The 14359-nt window shown below is 68.4% G+C and carries 15 protein-coding genes; 14 read left to right on the forward strand and 1 reads right to left on the reverse strand.

The window, feature by feature from the left end:
* The first annotated feature begins 64 nt into the window (after positions 1–64).
* The 11 genes from ACQQ2N_RS08495 (at position 65) to ACQQ2N_RS08545 (ending at position 10702) form a co-directional block, all read left to right on the forward strand.
* Positions 65–1078 carry a glucokinase gene (locus ACQQ2N_RS08495; protein WP_440225279.1) on the forward strand — a complete coding sequence of 338 codons (1014 nt, stop codon included), beginning with the start codon at positions 65–67 and terminating at the stop codon, positions 1076–1078.
* A gap of 112 nt (positions 1079–1190) precedes the next feature.
* Positions 1191–3965 (forward strand): TonB-dependent receptor, encoded by a 2775-nt coding sequence (locus tag ACQQ2N_RS08500; RefSeq protein WP_440225280.1) that lies wholly within the window; start codon positions 1191–1193, stop codon positions 3963–3965.
* A gap of 79 nt (positions 3966–4044) precedes the next feature.
* A complete protein-coding gene (locus ACQQ2N_RS08505) occupies positions 4045–6405 on the forward strand; it encodes a family 20 glycosylhydrolase (RefSeq protein WP_440225281.1) in 2361 nt (786 codons plus the stop codon).
* Positions 6406–6853: 448 nt separating this feature from the next.
* Positions 6854–7162, forward strand: coding sequence for a hypothetical protein (locus ACQQ2N_RS08510; protein WP_440225282.1), 309 nt, complete (start codon positions 6854–6856; stop codon positions 7160–7162).
* A gap of 189 nt (positions 7163–7351) precedes the next feature.
* Positions 7352–8206: an alpha/beta hydrolase gene (locus tag ACQQ2N_RS08515; RefSeq protein ID WP_440225283.1), complete on the forward strand. Its 855-nt coding sequence runs from the start codon at positions 7352–7354 to the stop codon at positions 8204–8206.
* A gap of 170 nt (positions 8207–8376) precedes the next feature.
* A complete protein-coding gene (locus tag ACQQ2N_RS08520; protein ID WP_440225284.1) occupies positions 8377–8721 on the forward strand; it encodes a hypothetical protein in 345 nt (114 codons plus the stop codon).
* Positions 8722–8724: 3 nt separating this feature from the next.
* Positions 8725–9252 (forward strand): hypothetical protein, encoded by a 528-nt coding sequence (locus tag ACQQ2N_RS08525; RefSeq protein ID WP_440225285.1) that lies wholly within the window; start codon positions 8725–8727, stop codon positions 9250–9252.
* 25 nt (positions 9253–9277) lie between these two features.
* Positions 9278–9832 carry a hypothetical protein gene (locus tag ACQQ2N_RS08530; RefSeq protein ID WP_440225286.1) on the forward strand — a complete coding sequence of 185 codons (555 nt, stop codon included), beginning with the start codon at positions 9278–9280 and terminating at the stop codon, positions 9830–9832.
* A gap of 67 nt (positions 9833–9899) precedes the next feature.
* Positions 9900–10070 carry a hypothetical protein gene (locus tag ACQQ2N_RS08535; RefSeq protein WP_440225287.1) on the forward strand — a complete coding sequence of 57 codons (171 nt, stop codon included), beginning with the start codon at positions 9900–9902 and terminating at the stop codon, positions 10068–10070.
* A 3-nt stretch (positions 10071–10073) separates the two neighbouring features.
* Positions 10074–10244, forward strand: a complete 171-nt coding sequence (locus ACQQ2N_RS08540; RefSeq protein WP_440225288.1) for a hypothetical protein — start codon at positions 10074–10076, stop codon at positions 10242–10244.
* Positions 10245–10300: 56 nt separating this feature from the next.
* Positions 10301–10702: a hypothetical protein gene (locus ACQQ2N_RS08545; RefSeq protein WP_440225289.1), complete on the forward strand. Its 402-nt coding sequence runs from the start codon at positions 10301–10303 to the stop codon at positions 10700–10702.
* A 13-nt stretch (positions 10703–10715) separates the two neighbouring features.
* Here the strand turns inward: ACQQ2N_RS08545 and ACQQ2N_RS08550 are convergent, their stop codons facing one another.
* On the reverse strand, positions 10716–11204 hold the full coding sequence (locus ACQQ2N_RS08550) for a DUF2867 domain-containing protein (protein ID WP_440225290.1): 489 nt from the start codon (positions 11202–11204) through the stop codon (positions 10716–10718).
* Positions 11205–11389: 185 nt separating this feature from the next.
* On the opposite strand from ACQQ2N_RS08550, the gene ACQQ2N_RS08555 reads away from it, so the two are divergent.
* The 3 genes from ACQQ2N_RS08555 to ACQQ2N_RS08565 all read left to right on the forward strand — a co-directional run bounded on the left by ACQQ2N_RS08555 (position 11390) and on the right by ACQQ2N_RS08565 (position 14284).
* Positions 11390–13189: a serine hydrolase domain-containing protein gene (locus ACQQ2N_RS08555; RefSeq protein WP_440225291.1), complete on the forward strand. Its 1800-nt coding sequence runs from the start codon at positions 11390–11392 to the stop codon at positions 13187–13189.
* 155 nt (positions 13190–13344) lie between these two features.
* The gene (locus ACQQ2N_RS08560; RefSeq protein ID WP_440225292.1) at positions 13345–13596 is read left to right on the forward strand and encodes a hypothetical protein; all 252 of its coding nucleotides are present in this window, start codon (positions 13345–13347) and stop codon (positions 13594–13596) included.
* A gap of 61 nt (positions 13597–13657) precedes the next feature.
* Entirely contained in the window at positions 13658–14284 is a 627-nt protein-coding gene (locus tag ACQQ2N_RS08565; RefSeq protein ID WP_440225293.1) for a hypothetical protein, read from the forward strand.
* The last annotated feature ends 75 nt before the right edge of the window (positions 14285–14359 follow it).

Consider the following 14359-nt stretch of genomic DNA (forward strand, 5'->3'; position numbering starts at 1 on the left):
CACGGGGCAACACTGATCCTGCCGGTGCCGTGCTGCACCGTGCGCCACGGGGAGTCGAACGAACGTGCACGACGCGCTGGCCAGGGCCACGGCGGACGCCGCAAGCCATGAACGCTTCATCGCCGCCGATGTCGGCGGTACCCACGCGCGCGTCGGCCTCGTGCAGCGCGTGGCGGGCGGCCGCGTCGCCGTCGTCGACTACCGCAAATACGCCTGTGCCGACCATGTCGGCCTCGACGCGATCCTCGCCGACTTCATCGGCCATGTCGGCGGTGGCATCCGCCATGTCGTGATCGGCCTGCCGGGCTACGCGCTCGACGGCGTCGTCATCAACGTCAACCTGCCATGGCCGGTGTCGCTGGCCGACATCCGCACGCGCCTCGGCGGCCCCGACATCGCCCTCGTCAACGATTTCCTCGCGATCGCGCACGGCGTGCCGCAGATCGACGCCACCGAGACGATCGCGATCGCGAACGCCGACGCGGCACCGCTCGACGGACCGGTGCTCGTCGTCGGTCCCGGCACCGGGCTCGGCGCCGCGGTGCGCATCCCCGACCGCGGTCGCACGATCGTGCTGCCAACCGAATCCGGCCAAGCCGCGTTCGCACCGACCACCGAACTCGAGATCGAGATCCTGCGCCTGCTGCGGCGCAAGGCCTCGCACGTCTCGATCGAGCAGGTCGTGTCGGGCCCCGGCCTCATGAACCTCTACGCCTCGTTGTGCGCGCTGCGCGGCGAGAAGCCCGTGCACGACGCGCCCGCGGCGATCAGCGAAACCGCGTTGCGCAGTGCCGACTCGGCCGCCGCGCAGGCGCTCAACGTGTTCTGCGGCCTGCTCGGCAGTGTCGTCGGCGATCTCGTGATGATCCTCGGCGCGCACGGCGGCGCCTACCTCGCGGGCGGGATCCTGCCGCAGATCCGCGAGTTCCTGCTGCGCAGCGATTTCCGGCAGCGCTTCCTCGACAAGGGCGCGATGCGCGCCGTGCTCGAGCGCGTGCCCGTGCGGCTCATCGAACACGGCCAGCTCGGCGTGCTCGGTGCGGCCGCGTGGCACCTCGGGCGGGATCACGAAAGGTAAGGCGTCAAGGCGGGAGCCATCCCGCGGAGTGGATCAAGGTTCGGCAATTGGGGCCGGCAGGCGACGGGGGAGATCCGGGCGCGCCGGGACACTGGATGGAGGAGGCGAACTCATGAACACGCAATACCGCAAGAGCGTGCTGGCGATCAGCATCGCGGCCAGTCTCGGCCTGGTACAGGTCGTCCACGCACAGGACAACGATGCCCCCGCATCGGAGGAACTCGACACGATCGTCGTCACCGGCATCCGCGCGAGCCTCAAGCAGTCGCTCGATACCAAGCGCGAGGCCGATGCCGTCGTCGACGCGATCACCGCCGAGGACGTCGGCAAGTTCCCGAGCACGAACGTCGCCGAGGCGATGACGATCATCCCGGGCGTCACCGTCGACCGCCTGTTCGGCCAGGGCGAGCGCATCAGCATCCTCGGCACCGATCCCGCGCTCAACCGCACGCTGCTCAACGGCCAGGCCGTCGCATCGGCGGACTGGTTCATCCTCGATCAGCCCGGCCGCACCTTCAACTACACGCTGCTCGCACCGCAGATCGTCGGCAAGGTCGAGGTCTACAAGTCGTCCGAGGCGCGCCTCGACGAAGGCAGCATCGGCGGCACGGTGATCGTGAGCACGCGCAAGCCGCTCGACTTCACCGAGCAGCACACGCTGTCGGGCTCGTTCGGCTGGCTCTACAACGACCGCTCGGAGGAGGGCGATCCGCAGGGCTCGCTCATGTACGCGTGGAAGAACCCCGCCAGCACCTTCGGCATCGCGCTGTCGGTGCAGGATTCGACCGAGAACATCCGCCGTGAAGGCCTCGAGGCCTACGGCACGGTCACCGGCATCGACTATCGCGACGGCCAGGGCGGCGGCGGTTCGATCAACAACCCGCCGATGAACTGGGGCACCGGCGAGCCGTACCCGCCGAGCTGCACCGGCGCCTGCGCCGACACGATCAACAACAACCTCGACGCACGCGGCCCCAACTCGTGGGGCGCCTCGTGGTTCGAGCAGGAGCGCAAGCGCCGCAGCTACACGGCCGCGTTCCAGTGGAAGCCGGTCGAGCAGCTTGACCTCGAGTTCAACGCGTTGCGCGTCGACGCGAGCTACGACAACACCAACCAGTCGATGTTCGCGTTCATGGGCAATGCCTGGAACTCGCTGATGTGGCTCGACGATGTCACCGTCGACAACGGCCTCATCACGCGCGGCCACTTCTCGCGCGCGCTCAGCGTGCTCGACGTGCAGTACCGCGAATCCGACGTCAAGACCGATTCCTACGACCTCAAGGGCACCTGGCAGGACGACGGCTGGTTCCTGTCCACGCACATCGGTACGACCAAGGCCGACGGCGGCACCAAGCGCCAGCTGTTCGGTGAATTCCTCAACTGGGCCGCCTACAGCTACGACATCAGCGGCGCGCCGGGTCGTCCGGGCTCGATCACGTACGACAACGGCAACGTCATGAACAACCCCGATGCGTTCCGCATCGACGGCGGTTGGGGCAGCGATCCGTCGGGCCCGTCGACGTGGAACACCGGCTGGGGCGGCAACCTCGTCTCCAAGCCGACCACCGACGAGGAGAAGTACGGTCAGATCGACTTCGGCGTGAACCTCGACTCGGTCATCACCCAGCTGCGCTTCGGCTACAAGTACCGCAACCACGAGACCTCGCAGGTCATGTCGGGCGTCGCGGTCGCCGCGGTCGCCGGCTACGGCGACGCATCGGCCGCGGAGTTCAATCCGCGCCAGGTGCCGGGCAGCTACCTGAGCGGTTTCGACGGCGTGAACAGCCAGATGCGCGGCCGCTTCATCATCGACGGCGCTGCGATGGCGCGCTGGATCGCCAGCGGCGCGTGGCTCGCGCCGTGGCAGACGATGCCGGTGCCGGGCACGTTCATCGATCCGAGCTTCGTCGCCGAGACGTGGAGCGTCGACGAGAAGATCCACGCCGCCTACGGCCAGGCCGATTTCGCGACCGACAACCTGCGCGGCAACTTCGGCGTGCGCTACGTCAAGACCGACTCGACCAGCCACAGCTGGATCTGCACGACCGGCCAGAGTCCGTGCGCGGTCGACGGTTACGCACCCGTGCAGCAGGGCAAGAACTACGACAGCTGGCTGCCGAGCGTGAACCTCGCCTATGACGCCAGCGACGCGCTCGTGCTGCGCTTCGCGGCGGCCAAGGTCATCGCGCGCCCGAACTACTCGGACATGTCGAGCTACCTGTGGCTGTCGGACCAGATCCTCAACGGCGGCGGCGGCAACCCGGACCTCGATCCGTACCGCTCGAACAACTACGACGTCTCGGCCGAGTGGTACTTCGACAACAACGCGATCCTCGCCGCTTCGCTGTTCTACCGCGACATCAGCGACTACATCGTGGTGTCGACGCGTCCCGAGGTGCACTGGAACCAGGCCCAGCAGATGGACACGACCTACCAGGTCGGCCGTCCGTACAACGCCGGCAGCGCCGAGATTAAGGGCGTGTCGCTCGCCTACCAGCAGACCTTCGATAATGGCTTCGGCCTGCTCGCCAACTACACCTACGCCGACGGCAGCGGTGCCTCGGGCGCGGGCCTGCCGTACAACTCGCGTGACCAGGTCAACCTGAGCCCGTTCTTCGAGAAGGGCCGCTGGACGGCGCGCCTCAACTACGGCTGGCGCTCGAAGTACTTCACGAGCGTGGACCGTGGCGACAACATGTACGCACGCGCCTACACCTCGCTCGACGCGTCGCTCGGCTTCACGATCAACGAGAACTTCAACCTCTCGCTCGATGCGATGAACCTGCTCGATTCGGAGTACTACAACTACGCCAACGTGCCGGAGCTGCCGCGTGGCGTCTACCGCACGGGTCGCCGCTACATGGCCACGGCGCGCTTCAACTTCTGATCGCCCGCGACGACGCCGTGCCGCGTGCACGGCGTCGTCGCGCGTCCTTTCGCGATCCCCCAAGGAGATTCCCGGTCCGATGCTGACGATGTCCACGCCGTCGCGCGCGCGACGCACCGCCCTGGCCTGTGCCGTCCTGCTCGCGAGCGTGCTCGCCGGCTGTTCCGATCCCGCCGCGCCACCGCCTGCTGCCGGATCCGCAGGCTCGACGGCCACGGCGGCGCACACCCCTTCGATCATTCCGGCCCCTGCGCGCCTCGAGGCACGCGAGGGCCGTTTCGTCGTCGACGGTGGCACGCTCGTCACCGTCGACGGTGACGGCGCGCGCGATGTCGCGCTCGTCTTCACCGACCTGCTCACGCGTGCGGGCGGCATCTCGCTCGTCGTGACCGAGCGCGTCCTCGATGCGGCGACGCCGGCGATCCGCCTGAAGCTCGACGCGACACTCGCACAGCCCGAGGAAGGCTATGTGCTCGACATCGACGCGAACGGTGCGACGCTGGTCGCGCGCAGTGCGCACGGCCTGTTCAACGGCACGATGACGCTGTGGCAGCTGCTCGTCGACGGCCGCGGCGGCGACGTGGCGCTTCCCGCCCTGCACATCGAGGACGCGCCGCGCTTCCGCTGGCGTGGCCTCATGCTCGACTCGGCGCGCCACATGCAGTCGGTCGACGACATCAAGAGCCTGCTCGACGCGATGGCGCAGCACAAGTTCAACACGCTGCACTGGCACCTCACCGACGACCAGGGCTGGCGCATCGAGATCGCGAAATACCCGAAGCTCACCGAAGTCGGCGGCTGCCGCATCCCGCTCGGCGACGCCGGCCGCGATCCGGCGACGGGTGCGGCGCAACCTTACTGCGGCTTCTACACGAAGGCGCAGATCCGCGACGTCGTCGCGTACGCCGCCGCGCGCCACATCACGATCGTCCCCGAGTTCGACCTGCCGGGCCATGCACGCGCGGCCGTCGCCGCCTACCCGGAACTCGGCGTGCTCGACGTCGCCGAGCCCGTGTCGGCCGAGTGGGGGATCCACACGACGCTGTTCAACGTCGAGGAATCGACGCTGGCCTTCATCGAGGACGTGTTCGCCGAGATCATCGAGCTGTTCCCGGGCGCCTACATCCATGTCGGCGGCGACGAGGCCGCCAAGGACCAGTGGAAGGCCTCGCCGCGCGTGCAGGCGCGCATGAAGGAACTCGGCATCGCCGACGAAGCCGGCCTGCAGAGCTGGTTCATCACGCGCATGGAGACGTTCCTCGCCGCGAAGGGCCGCAAGCTCATCGGCTGGGACGAGATTCTCGAAGGCGGGCTGCCCGCGACCGCCACCGTGATGTCGTGGCGCGGCACCGAAGGCGGCATCGCCGCCGCGCGCCACGGCAACGACGTGGTCATGGCGCCGCACGATCGCCTCTACTTCGACTACCTGCAGAGCGACTCGCCCGAGGACACGCCGGGCCGCCCCAAGGCGAACCCGCTGCGCACCGTCTACGACTACGAACCCGTGCCCACCGAGCTGACGCCCGAGCAGGCGAAGCACATCCTCGGTGCACAGGCCAACCTGTGGACCGAGCACCTGCGCACCGCGCAGCGCGTCGAGCGCTCGTTCTTCCCGCGCGCCGCCGCGCTCGCCGAAGTGACGTGGTCGCCGGTCGCGCGCCGCGACTGGTCGAACTTCCTCGCGCGCCTGCCCGCGCAGTTCGAGCGCTACCGCGTACTCGGCATCGACGCCTCGACGGTCGCCTTCGACGCGCGCGCCAGCGTGCGCAGCGAACTCGCCGCCGGCAAGGCGACCGTCACGCTCGCCAACCAGGTCGAACAGGGCGAGATCCGCTACACGCTCGACGGCAGCGAGCCGACCGCGGCGTCGCCGCAGTACGGCGCACCGATCGACGCGAAGGTCGCCGACGGCAGCACGCTGCATGCACGCACGTTCCTCGCCGGCGAGCCGTTCGGCCACACGCTCGTGCAAGCCCTCGACACGACTTCGCTGCGCCGCCGTGCCAACCACGAGCTGCCGCCGTGCAAGCCCGGCCTGCCGCTGCGCCTCGAGGACGACACCACGATCGACGGCACGCGTGGCGTCTTCACGATCGACATCTTCAACCCGTGCTGGCGCTACGCCGATGCCGAACTCGATGGCATCACCACACTGCACGTGCGCGCGGTGCGTGTCCCGTACGCGTTCCAGCTCTGGCACGACGAGCCGCACCGCAAGTTCGTTGCCGCAAAGAGCACGCACGGCGAGTTCGAGGTCCGCGCCGGCTGTGAAGGCGACGTCATCGGCAAGGCGGATCTTCCCGCCGACGCGGGACCGTCCGGCATCCTCGACCTCGACGTACCGCTCACCATGACGGCCGGTCGCCACGACCTCTGCATGATGTTCACGGGCGACACGCGCCCGGCAACATGGGTGGTCGCGGAGGCGGCGTTGAAGTAGCGGCGAGCCGTTCAAGCGTCGCGTGCGTCGCCGTGATGCATGGATGCATGCTGGGAACGCTCACGAATAGATGCTTCTCCGCTTGTCGCCCCGGCGCAGGCCGGGGCCCAGTGACTTTCCGGTTGACCATGCACCGACGGCATGATGCCGTTGCCATGGAGCCCCGGAACATGATGATGTCCCCGTACCGCTTGGGCACGGAGGCACCATGGCATTCCCCGAGGAGCACGGGTTTGGCGATCCACCGCTTGGGCCCGAATCCGGGCGGCTCGTGGCCGGACTGAGCGACGAGCGCCTTCGGCATGAGCTACCCCGAGATGCGCATACCCGGGGCCGTTGCGTCATGAGGCCGTCACGGTGGTGGATGTGGCGAGTCGTGCCTGACGTGCGATGCAAGCGCGCGGAAGAACGGCCGTCTCCGACAGGCAACGCCTTGCGTATTACCGGCTTGATCGCCGCGCTCTCGGGTTGCGTGCACCTGGGCCCCTTGGATGCGCCCGTCCGGGTCGTCGGCGCCGCACCCTCGCATGCGACGTGCGTGGTGAGCGTCGCCGCTGTCGGCCGGCGTGTGGATGCGAACGAGCGTCCGGTCTCGGCCGCATTCCGGGAAAGCTTCGTCGTGAATCCGTCGCGTGGCGGGCACAGGGCGGTCCTGACCTGCGACGGCGTGATCGTGGCAGAGCGGGTCTTCCGGCTTGGACGCGACGTTCGGGCTGGCGGGGACGTCGTGTTGTCGACGGACGCATCGTTACCGTGATGCCGGACGACGCCTCGAGGCCTGGTGCAGAAGGTCGTGCAGCCCGAGGAGGGGCGCGCGGCATGTGCGCGACGACATCCACGCGCTCCAGCGAAATCGATCCAGTGCCATCAAGCCATCGGCATGCCACGAGCCGATCCCCGTGATCGGCCCGTGATCCCCGTGCATCGACGATCGACACGTCGGCGGGTGACGATCGTGGTCGCGCTCGCCTTCGTCCTCGGCATTCTGGCGACGTGGATCGTCGGCGACCTGCTGAGTCGCCCCGCGCTGCGCGCGATCGGCGATCCGCCGCGTGACCTCGGAGCGCAGCGCGTCGAGATCGCGGTGCCGTCGGCGTCGCCCGTCGCAGGTTGGTGGTCGAAGGGGCAGTCCGGCGCAGGCGTGGTGCTGCTCCTGCACGGCGTGCGCAGCGACCGCACGCAGATGCTCGCGCGAGCACGGTTCCTGCGCGAGGCCGGATACGGCACCTTGCTGATCGACCTGCCTGCGCATGGAGAGAGCTCCGGCGAGCGCATCACCTTCGGCGCACGCGAATCGGCCGGAGTCGTCGCGGCACTGGCGTTCCTGCGGAGCGAGGCGCCCGCGGAACGTGTCGGCGTCATCGGCGTCTCGCTCGGCGCGGCGTCGACCGTGCTCGCCCATCTGCAGCCGCCGCCCGATGCCGTCGTCCTCGAGTCGATGTACGCGTCGATCGACGCCGCCGTGCGCGATCGCCTCGCGATGCGGCTCGGCCGCCTCGGCGCGCCTCTCGCTCCCATGCTGCTGTGGCAACTGCCGCTGCGGACGGGGATCGATCCCTCGGCGCTTCGCCCGATCGATCATCTCGCGCAGCTCCACGCACCCGTGCTCATCGCATCGGGCGCGGAAGACCGGCACACGCCATGGGCGGCAACCGAGCGCCTGTTCGACGTCGCACACGAACCCAAGGCGCTCTGGCGTGTCGAAGGCGCTGCGCACGTCGACCTGCACGCGTTCGCGCCGGTCGAGTACGAGCGAAGGATCCTCGCGTTCTTTGCGAGGCATCTGCGGGAGACGCGCTGAGTCGTCAGGGCCGGCGGCCGCAGCGTCTCGTCGGGCATGTGCCACCACGTGACGAGTGCCTGGCGACGCGTGGCCTCGTACTGCAGACGATCAGCGCTTCGAGACGACTTGCCTCGCCTATCGCCGGCAAGCATGCTTGCGACTCATCAAGGGATGCAGGGGTGCTCCGCATGGAATGCTTCGACCATGCCGGTCAATCGGCGGTTGGGTTGTGCAAGGTCTGCGCGCGCGGCGTCTGCCGTGCGTGCGCGGTTACGGTCACCAACGGCCTCTCATGCTCCGAGGAGCATCGGGAACTCGCGGAACAGTTGGCGCGCACGCAGATCGTGGCGGCCCGCAACGCGGGTTTCTATCGCATGCAGCGATGGATCCAGCCGATCTGCGGCATCGCCATGGCGGCGATGGGCGGCATCGTCCTCGTCATGGACGAATCCGATATCCTGGGGCTCGTGCTGTTCACGTCGGGCATCGCCATCGTAGGCCTCGCCCTGGTCGGCGTACTGAGAAAGCGCTGAGCCATGGAGAAGGGTGCACGCAACGTGGTGCCGGGCCAGCATGCGCGAAGCCCCGATCCTCTTTCCGGAAAGCACGCGCTGCATCGCTCGCTGCTCTTCTGGGCCGGCCTGTGCTCCGCGCTCGCCTCGGCGCTGCACATCGCCTGCATCGTCGGCGGGCCGGCGTGGTATCGCGCGCTCGGTGCAGGCGAGGGCATGGCGCGCATGGCCGCGAACGGTGATGCCTATCCCGCGATCGTCACGTCGTTTGTCGCACTCGTGCTCGCCGCGTGGGCGGCGTTCGCATGGTCGGGTGCCGGCCTGATCCGGAGGTTGCCGCTGCTGCGCACGGCGCTCGTCGCGATCACGATGGTGTATCTGCTGCGCGGCATCGCGTTCGTGCCGCTCAAGGCGCGCATTCCCGACAACAGCGAGGCGTTCTGGTTGTGGAGTTCGGCGATTTGTTTCGTGATCGGCATGCTGCATCTCGCGGGGCTCGTGCAGGCGTGGTCATCGTTGAAGCGGACGCCGAGTGCACGGCGGGCGGCATGACGATGCCGCGATCCCGGAAATGCGCATGAAGCGCTTCTTCGAAGCCATGCTCGCGAAGCTCGATGCCGCGTCACCGCGGGTTTTTCTCTACGCCAACCTCGCGATTGCGGGTTTCGTGCTGTTGGCTCACGGGTTGCTGCTGCTGGTTCTGCACCTGAAGCCGTCGATCCAGCAGCCCGAAGGCATGATCGGTATGACCATGGTGTCGCTGCCCGTCGCGGGCCTTGTGATCCTGTCGTCCGTCGGGGCGTTGTTCGTCGACCGTGCCCGTGCCGGTGTGCTCGCGTTTCACGGAGCGTCGCTGATGCTCGGCGCCCTGGCCATGCTGGCGTTTGCCCTCCATGTCGTCCTTTGGGGCATGAGCGGTGGCAACGTCAGCTGGACACCGGGCCTGTTCTCGCTCGGTATCGCGTATGCGGCCTTCGTCTTCACGCGGTACACGGTGCCGGTGGCATGGCGCAGCAACCCCGCGATCACGTTCGCGCCGGTCTGGTCACTCGCGATCGCCCTCGTGGTCGAGGCGGCCATTCTGGTACGGCTGGTCGGGGGGCTGGTGGCGACGCCCAGCCAATTCACGTAGCGTCCACATCGCGGCCAGGCGGCGCGAGGTGGCGAGCCAGATTCCGCGAGACCAGGAGATGGTCGACATGGATCCACCCCGCTTCCACATCCTCGCCGCAGGTACGAAGCCCGGCGCGGACCCGGCCGTGCCATGGCCGTACGAGATCTCGCTGTGCTTCGACGGTGTCGAGCGCCCGGTCGGCTTCGCGGAAGGCTCCGGGCATTGTTCCGCGGGCAACGTGTTCACGGCCGAATAAGCGTTGCGCGAGCACTGGCGCCCGCACTTCGTGTTCGCGCAGGGCGAGTGGCTGATCCCCTACGTGCAGCAGCTCGCGCAAGGCATCGTGCCGGACCGTGAGGCGCTGATCGCCTTCGCCACGCAGCGCCTCCGGCGCGTGCCGGACAGTTTCGTGCGGAAGGTCCAGCGCTGATGTCGATGACGCGGCACCGCGGCGACTCGAAGCAGGCAGCGCCTCACGCGTATGCGATGCCGTCGTGGACCAGGAGCCTGCTCTACATCGGTGCAGCAGGCAGCGCGTCGGCGCTTCTGAGCGCGTTCGTCGACATCGCTCCCGCCTGGGCCGTGGCCGCCACGTTCCTGGCATGGCCGATCATCGGGACGTTCGTGACGATCGACGACGACCTGCCCGGAGGCTGGGCGAATCTCGACGGCGATCGCCTGCTGCCGACGGAGACCCCCATCTACTGGACGAACCTGCTGGTCGGGCTCGTCGTCGTGTCGCTCGCGTTTCTGGTCGATGCGTCGTCGCGGATCGCACTCGGCGCAGGGTGGCCGTGGATCGTGCTTGTGCCCGCTGCGTACGTGATCGCGATGCTCGTGCGCACGTTGCGCATCGTGCGCTCGTTACGTGACGCCGCATCCGACTGATGCTGGCCGTTCCTCAGCGACCCACCGCACGCTCCAGCGACGACCGCATGATCGCGCGGTGGAGCGGTGCAACGAGGCGGATGTAGCTGCGGCCGAGCAGGTTGTGGCAGTGCACGACGGTCACCGCGACGAGTCGCCCGGCGTGGCAGCGCACCGACAGGCGGAAATCGAGGTGGCGGTCGTCCTCGCCGAGCACGAGTTCGTCGGCATGCTGCTCGTAGATGCGGAACAGGCCGATGCGCGCCGGTGCGTCGACACGACGGTCGTTGCGCAGCGCCTTGACGGTCTTGAGGCCGAATGGCGTCACGAGCGCGTCGCGCAGCGCCATGAGGCGATCGACCCAGGGTGAGGGTTCGCCGACCGCGCGCTCGGCGAGTTCGCGTACGTCGGCGCTGCCGCCGGGCGGCAAGGGCACCGCGAACGCGTCGGCGAAGAAGGCGCCCGGGTAGCGCGCGGCGACGCGCACGTCGTCGGGCAGGGCGATCGCGAGAGCACGCGGCATCACGAGACTCCGTCATGGGCCGGACCGGCATCGTCGCGCGCGGAGGCGCCGGTGTCCAATGCGCACGACGTCGCATCACGAACGCTTGATGATCGACGGGCTAGCGTGCCGGCGTGTACGCCATCACACGTCCCGCGCCGATGCTTGCCGACATGTCTGCGATGTCATGCACGCGCCGGTGCTGCATGCTCGTCTTCGCCATCCTCGGCTTCCTTCCGATACCGGTATCCGCCAGCGACCGCCACGACCACGCGGCTCTCGAGCCAAGCATCACGCGTGAGCTCGAGACGCAAGGCCTGCAAGGTTCCGTCTGGTCGCTCGTGAGCCCCGATGGCGTTTCCACGGGCGCTGCCGGCGTGCGCGATGCACGCAGCGGATCGCCGATGCATGCCACCGACAAGGTGCAGGTCGGTTCGATCGCCAAGACCGTGCTCGCGGTCGGCGTGCTGCGCCTGGTCACCGAAGGAAGGTTGGCGCTCGATGCGCCGGTGGCGTCGATGCTTCCCGAGCTCGCGTTCGACAACGCTTGGCAGGCGACCGATCCGGTGCGCGTGCGTCACCTGCTCGACCACACGGCGGGGCTCGACGATGCGCGGCTGTCGCAGGTCTTCAGTCGGCAGGTGGATGCCGGCACGCCGTTGCGCGAGACGCTCGCCGACGTGCTGCCCCTCGTCGCGCGCCATCGTCCCGGTACGCGCGCGAGCTACTCGAACACCAGCTACGTCGTGCTCGGCATGCTCATCGAGCGCGTGACCGGAACGCGCTACGAGGCCTGGCTCGACGACAACGTGCTCGCACCGATCGGCATGCACGACAGCACGTTCGCGTTCGCGAAGCAGGAAGGCGAGCGTGCGGATGCGAGGCTCGCGATGGGACACTTCGAGAAAGGCGTCGCACAAGCCGCCGTGCCGACCAGGCTGCGTCCTGCTGCGCAGTTCACGACGACCGCCGCGGACATGGCTCGCTTCGCACGCTTTCTGCTCGAAGGACGAGCGCCTGGCGGCGAGACGCTCGTCGACGCCGCGCTGCTGCGCATGATGGGCAAGCCTTCGACCACCGATGCCGCGGTCGCGGGCCTGCGCGTGGGCTACGGTCTTGGCCTCGCCACGCGTGACCGCCACGGTGTGATCGGCCTTTGCCACGGCGGCAACACCGTGGGCTACCGCGCGATGCTCTGTGTGTTACCCGGGCAGGATCGCGCGTTCTTCATCGCCCACAACGCCGATGTCGAGGATGCCGACTACGGCCGCTTCGACGCGATGCTGATCGAGGCTTTGGGCGTGGAGTCCACGACGACATCGACACCCGCTCTGCGCGGCACCGGGGCCGCGTCATGGGACGGCTTCTACGAGCCCTCGCCGAACCGTTTCGCGAGCCTCGCATGGATCGATGCCGTGTTCGGCATCGTGCGCGTGCGCGGCGAGGGCGAAGGGCTGCGCGTCGGCCCGATCATGACCGACGGAGCGCACTTGTTTCCCGCAGGCGGCTCGCTGTGGCGGGCGCAGGGCCGCGCGATCGCCTCGCATGCGTTGTTCTTCGATCCTGACGGCACGCGCACGCTGTCGACGGGCATGCAGACGTTCGCGCAGGTCACGTGGCCGACCGTCGCCGCGCGGTGGCTGAGCGCTGCTGCAGGCATCCTCGGCCTCGCTTGGCTGCTCTTGGGTGGCCTGCTGCCGTGGCGCGGTGCAGTTGCACGGCCGGGCTTCGTGCCCTTCCTCGGTATCGTGGCGCTCGCGCTGCCACTGCCGCTTTTCCTCGCGCAGCCGTTTGTCGCAATCGGTGACATGACGATCGCGAGCGTGCTGCTGGCCGTCGTGACGGCTTCGTTGCCTGTCACGATGCTCGCGGGACTGGCGTGCGTGCGCGGCACGGCATTCGACTCGCCACGACGATGCATCGACACACTCGCGATGCTCGCCGTCCTGCAGCTTTCGATCGCGCTGGCCTGCCGGGGCTTGCTGCCGCTGCGTTCGTGGGCTTGAGGCGTACACGAGCATGTGATGCAGGCAAGGCGCAACGCGACAGACGTGGGATACGATGCCCCGGAATCGCCACATGCGCGCCGCGTGATGGCCTCTCGCGGGAGCGATGCTGGGGCCATGTGAGAGGCGTGGTGGTCGCGCCCGGGAGCCACGTGATGCGTGCAAGGCGTTTGGCGGCTGGCACGGCGGCCGTGCTGGTGTCGTCGCAACTGCTCTGGACAGCGGCCTCGACGTGGTGGAGGGTCGACGCATGCCTCGATGCCAGCGGAAGCTATGACTACGCAGAAGACCGCTGCGGCATGCTCGAATCCCATCCGTACGCGACGGCGTCATCGTGGTGGATCGTGGCGGGGCTGGTCGGCGGAATCGCCGGTACGGGTCTGGTGATCTCGGGCCTTCGTCGATGATCAGGCACTTTCCACGTGGCAGTTCCGGGAAGCGCGCCCGCGATGAACGCCGGAGTACGACGTGCACGGCATGATGGCCGGCGCGTCAAGCCCGTACCGGCGCGGTGACACGAAGGTCCCGTCTCTCCTTGCGGCGCTCATCCTCGCCATGCTCGCGTCATCGCCTGCCGTCGCCGCGTCCTGCCCGGCCAGCGTGGCGCGCTGGATGAGGCAGGCGGCGTTCTTCTCGGCGCTCGATGCGTCCGACGAGGCCGCCTTCAAGGCATCGCTGAAGCGTTACTACGTCGGCGTCTACCGGGGCGCGCTGCTCGAGCGGATGCAGGTGTGGATCGAGGAAACTTCGGTCGAGAGCGAGGGCTATGCGGCGTTCTACGACGATCTGCGGGACACGACATACACGCAGGCCGGACGGATGGCCGGCGACCGCTGTGTGGTGGAGGCCGTTCGCCGGTCCTGTCACGACGTCGTCCATGATCCCTGGCTGCCGGTCATGGCAACGCTGGTCTCGGATCATCGCGTCACCAACGTCACGCAGGCACAGGTCGATGCATGGCTCGCGTCGGGTACGCCCCATCATCGGTTCTGCATGACGGTGGCGTCGCGAACGTCGTTCGTGCTGGCCGACGACCTGATCGTTGGCGAGGATCACGAGATCCAGCAGGCTCGTGTCGAACTCGAAGCGCCGTGAAGCGCGCTCGGGTGGGCCGCTCCGGACGTCGATGTGTATGTCGCCACGCGCCATGCGCGGCCGGCTGGCGAGCCC

The organism is Dokdonella aquatica (genome assembly GCF_051987395.1).
Lineage (GTDB): Bacteria > Pseudomonadota > Gammaproteobacteria > Xanthomonadales > Rhodanobacteraceae > Dokdonella.

Coding starts and splice junctions, on each gene's coding strand:
- ACQQ2N_RS08500 (WP_440225280.1), top strand. CDS start 1,191: ATGAACACGCAATACCGCAAGAGCGTGCTGGCGATCAGCATCGCGGCC.
- ACQQ2N_RS08505 (WP_440225281.1), top strand. CDS start 4,045: ATGCTGACGATGTCCACGCCGTCGCGCGCGCGACGCACCGCCCTGGCC.
- ACQQ2N_RS08520 (WP_440225284.1), top strand. CDS start 8,377: ATGGAATGCTTCGACCATGCCGGTCAATCGGCGGTTGGGTTGTGCAAG.
- ACQQ2N_RS08525 (WP_440225285.1), top strand. CDS start 8,725: ATGGAGAAGGGTGCACGCAACGTGGTGCCGGGCCAGCATGCGCGAAGC.
- ACQQ2N_RS08530 (WP_440225286.1), top strand. CDS start 9,278: ATGAAGCGCTTCTTCGAAGCCATGCTCGCGAAGCTCGATGCCGCGTCA.
- ACQQ2N_RS08535 (WP_440225287.1), top strand. CDS start 9,900: ATGGATCCACCCCGCTTCCACATCCTCGCCGCAGGTACGAAGCCCGGC.
- ACQQ2N_RS08545 (WP_440225289.1), top strand. CDS start 10,301: ATGCCGTCGTGGACCAGGAGCCTGCTCTACATCGGTGCAGCAGGCAGC.
- ACQQ2N_RS08550 (WP_440225290.1), bottom strand. CDS start 11,204: ATGCCGCGTGCTCTCGCGATCGCCCTGCCCGACGACGTGCGCGTCGCC.
- ACQQ2N_RS08555 (WP_440225291.1), top strand. CDS start 11,390: ATGCTCGTCTTCGCCATCCTCGGCTTCCTTCCGATACCGGTATCCGCC.
- ACQQ2N_RS08560 (WP_440225292.1), top strand. CDS start 13,345: ATGCGTGCAAGGCGTTTGGCGGCTGGCACGGCGGCCGTGCTGGTGTCG.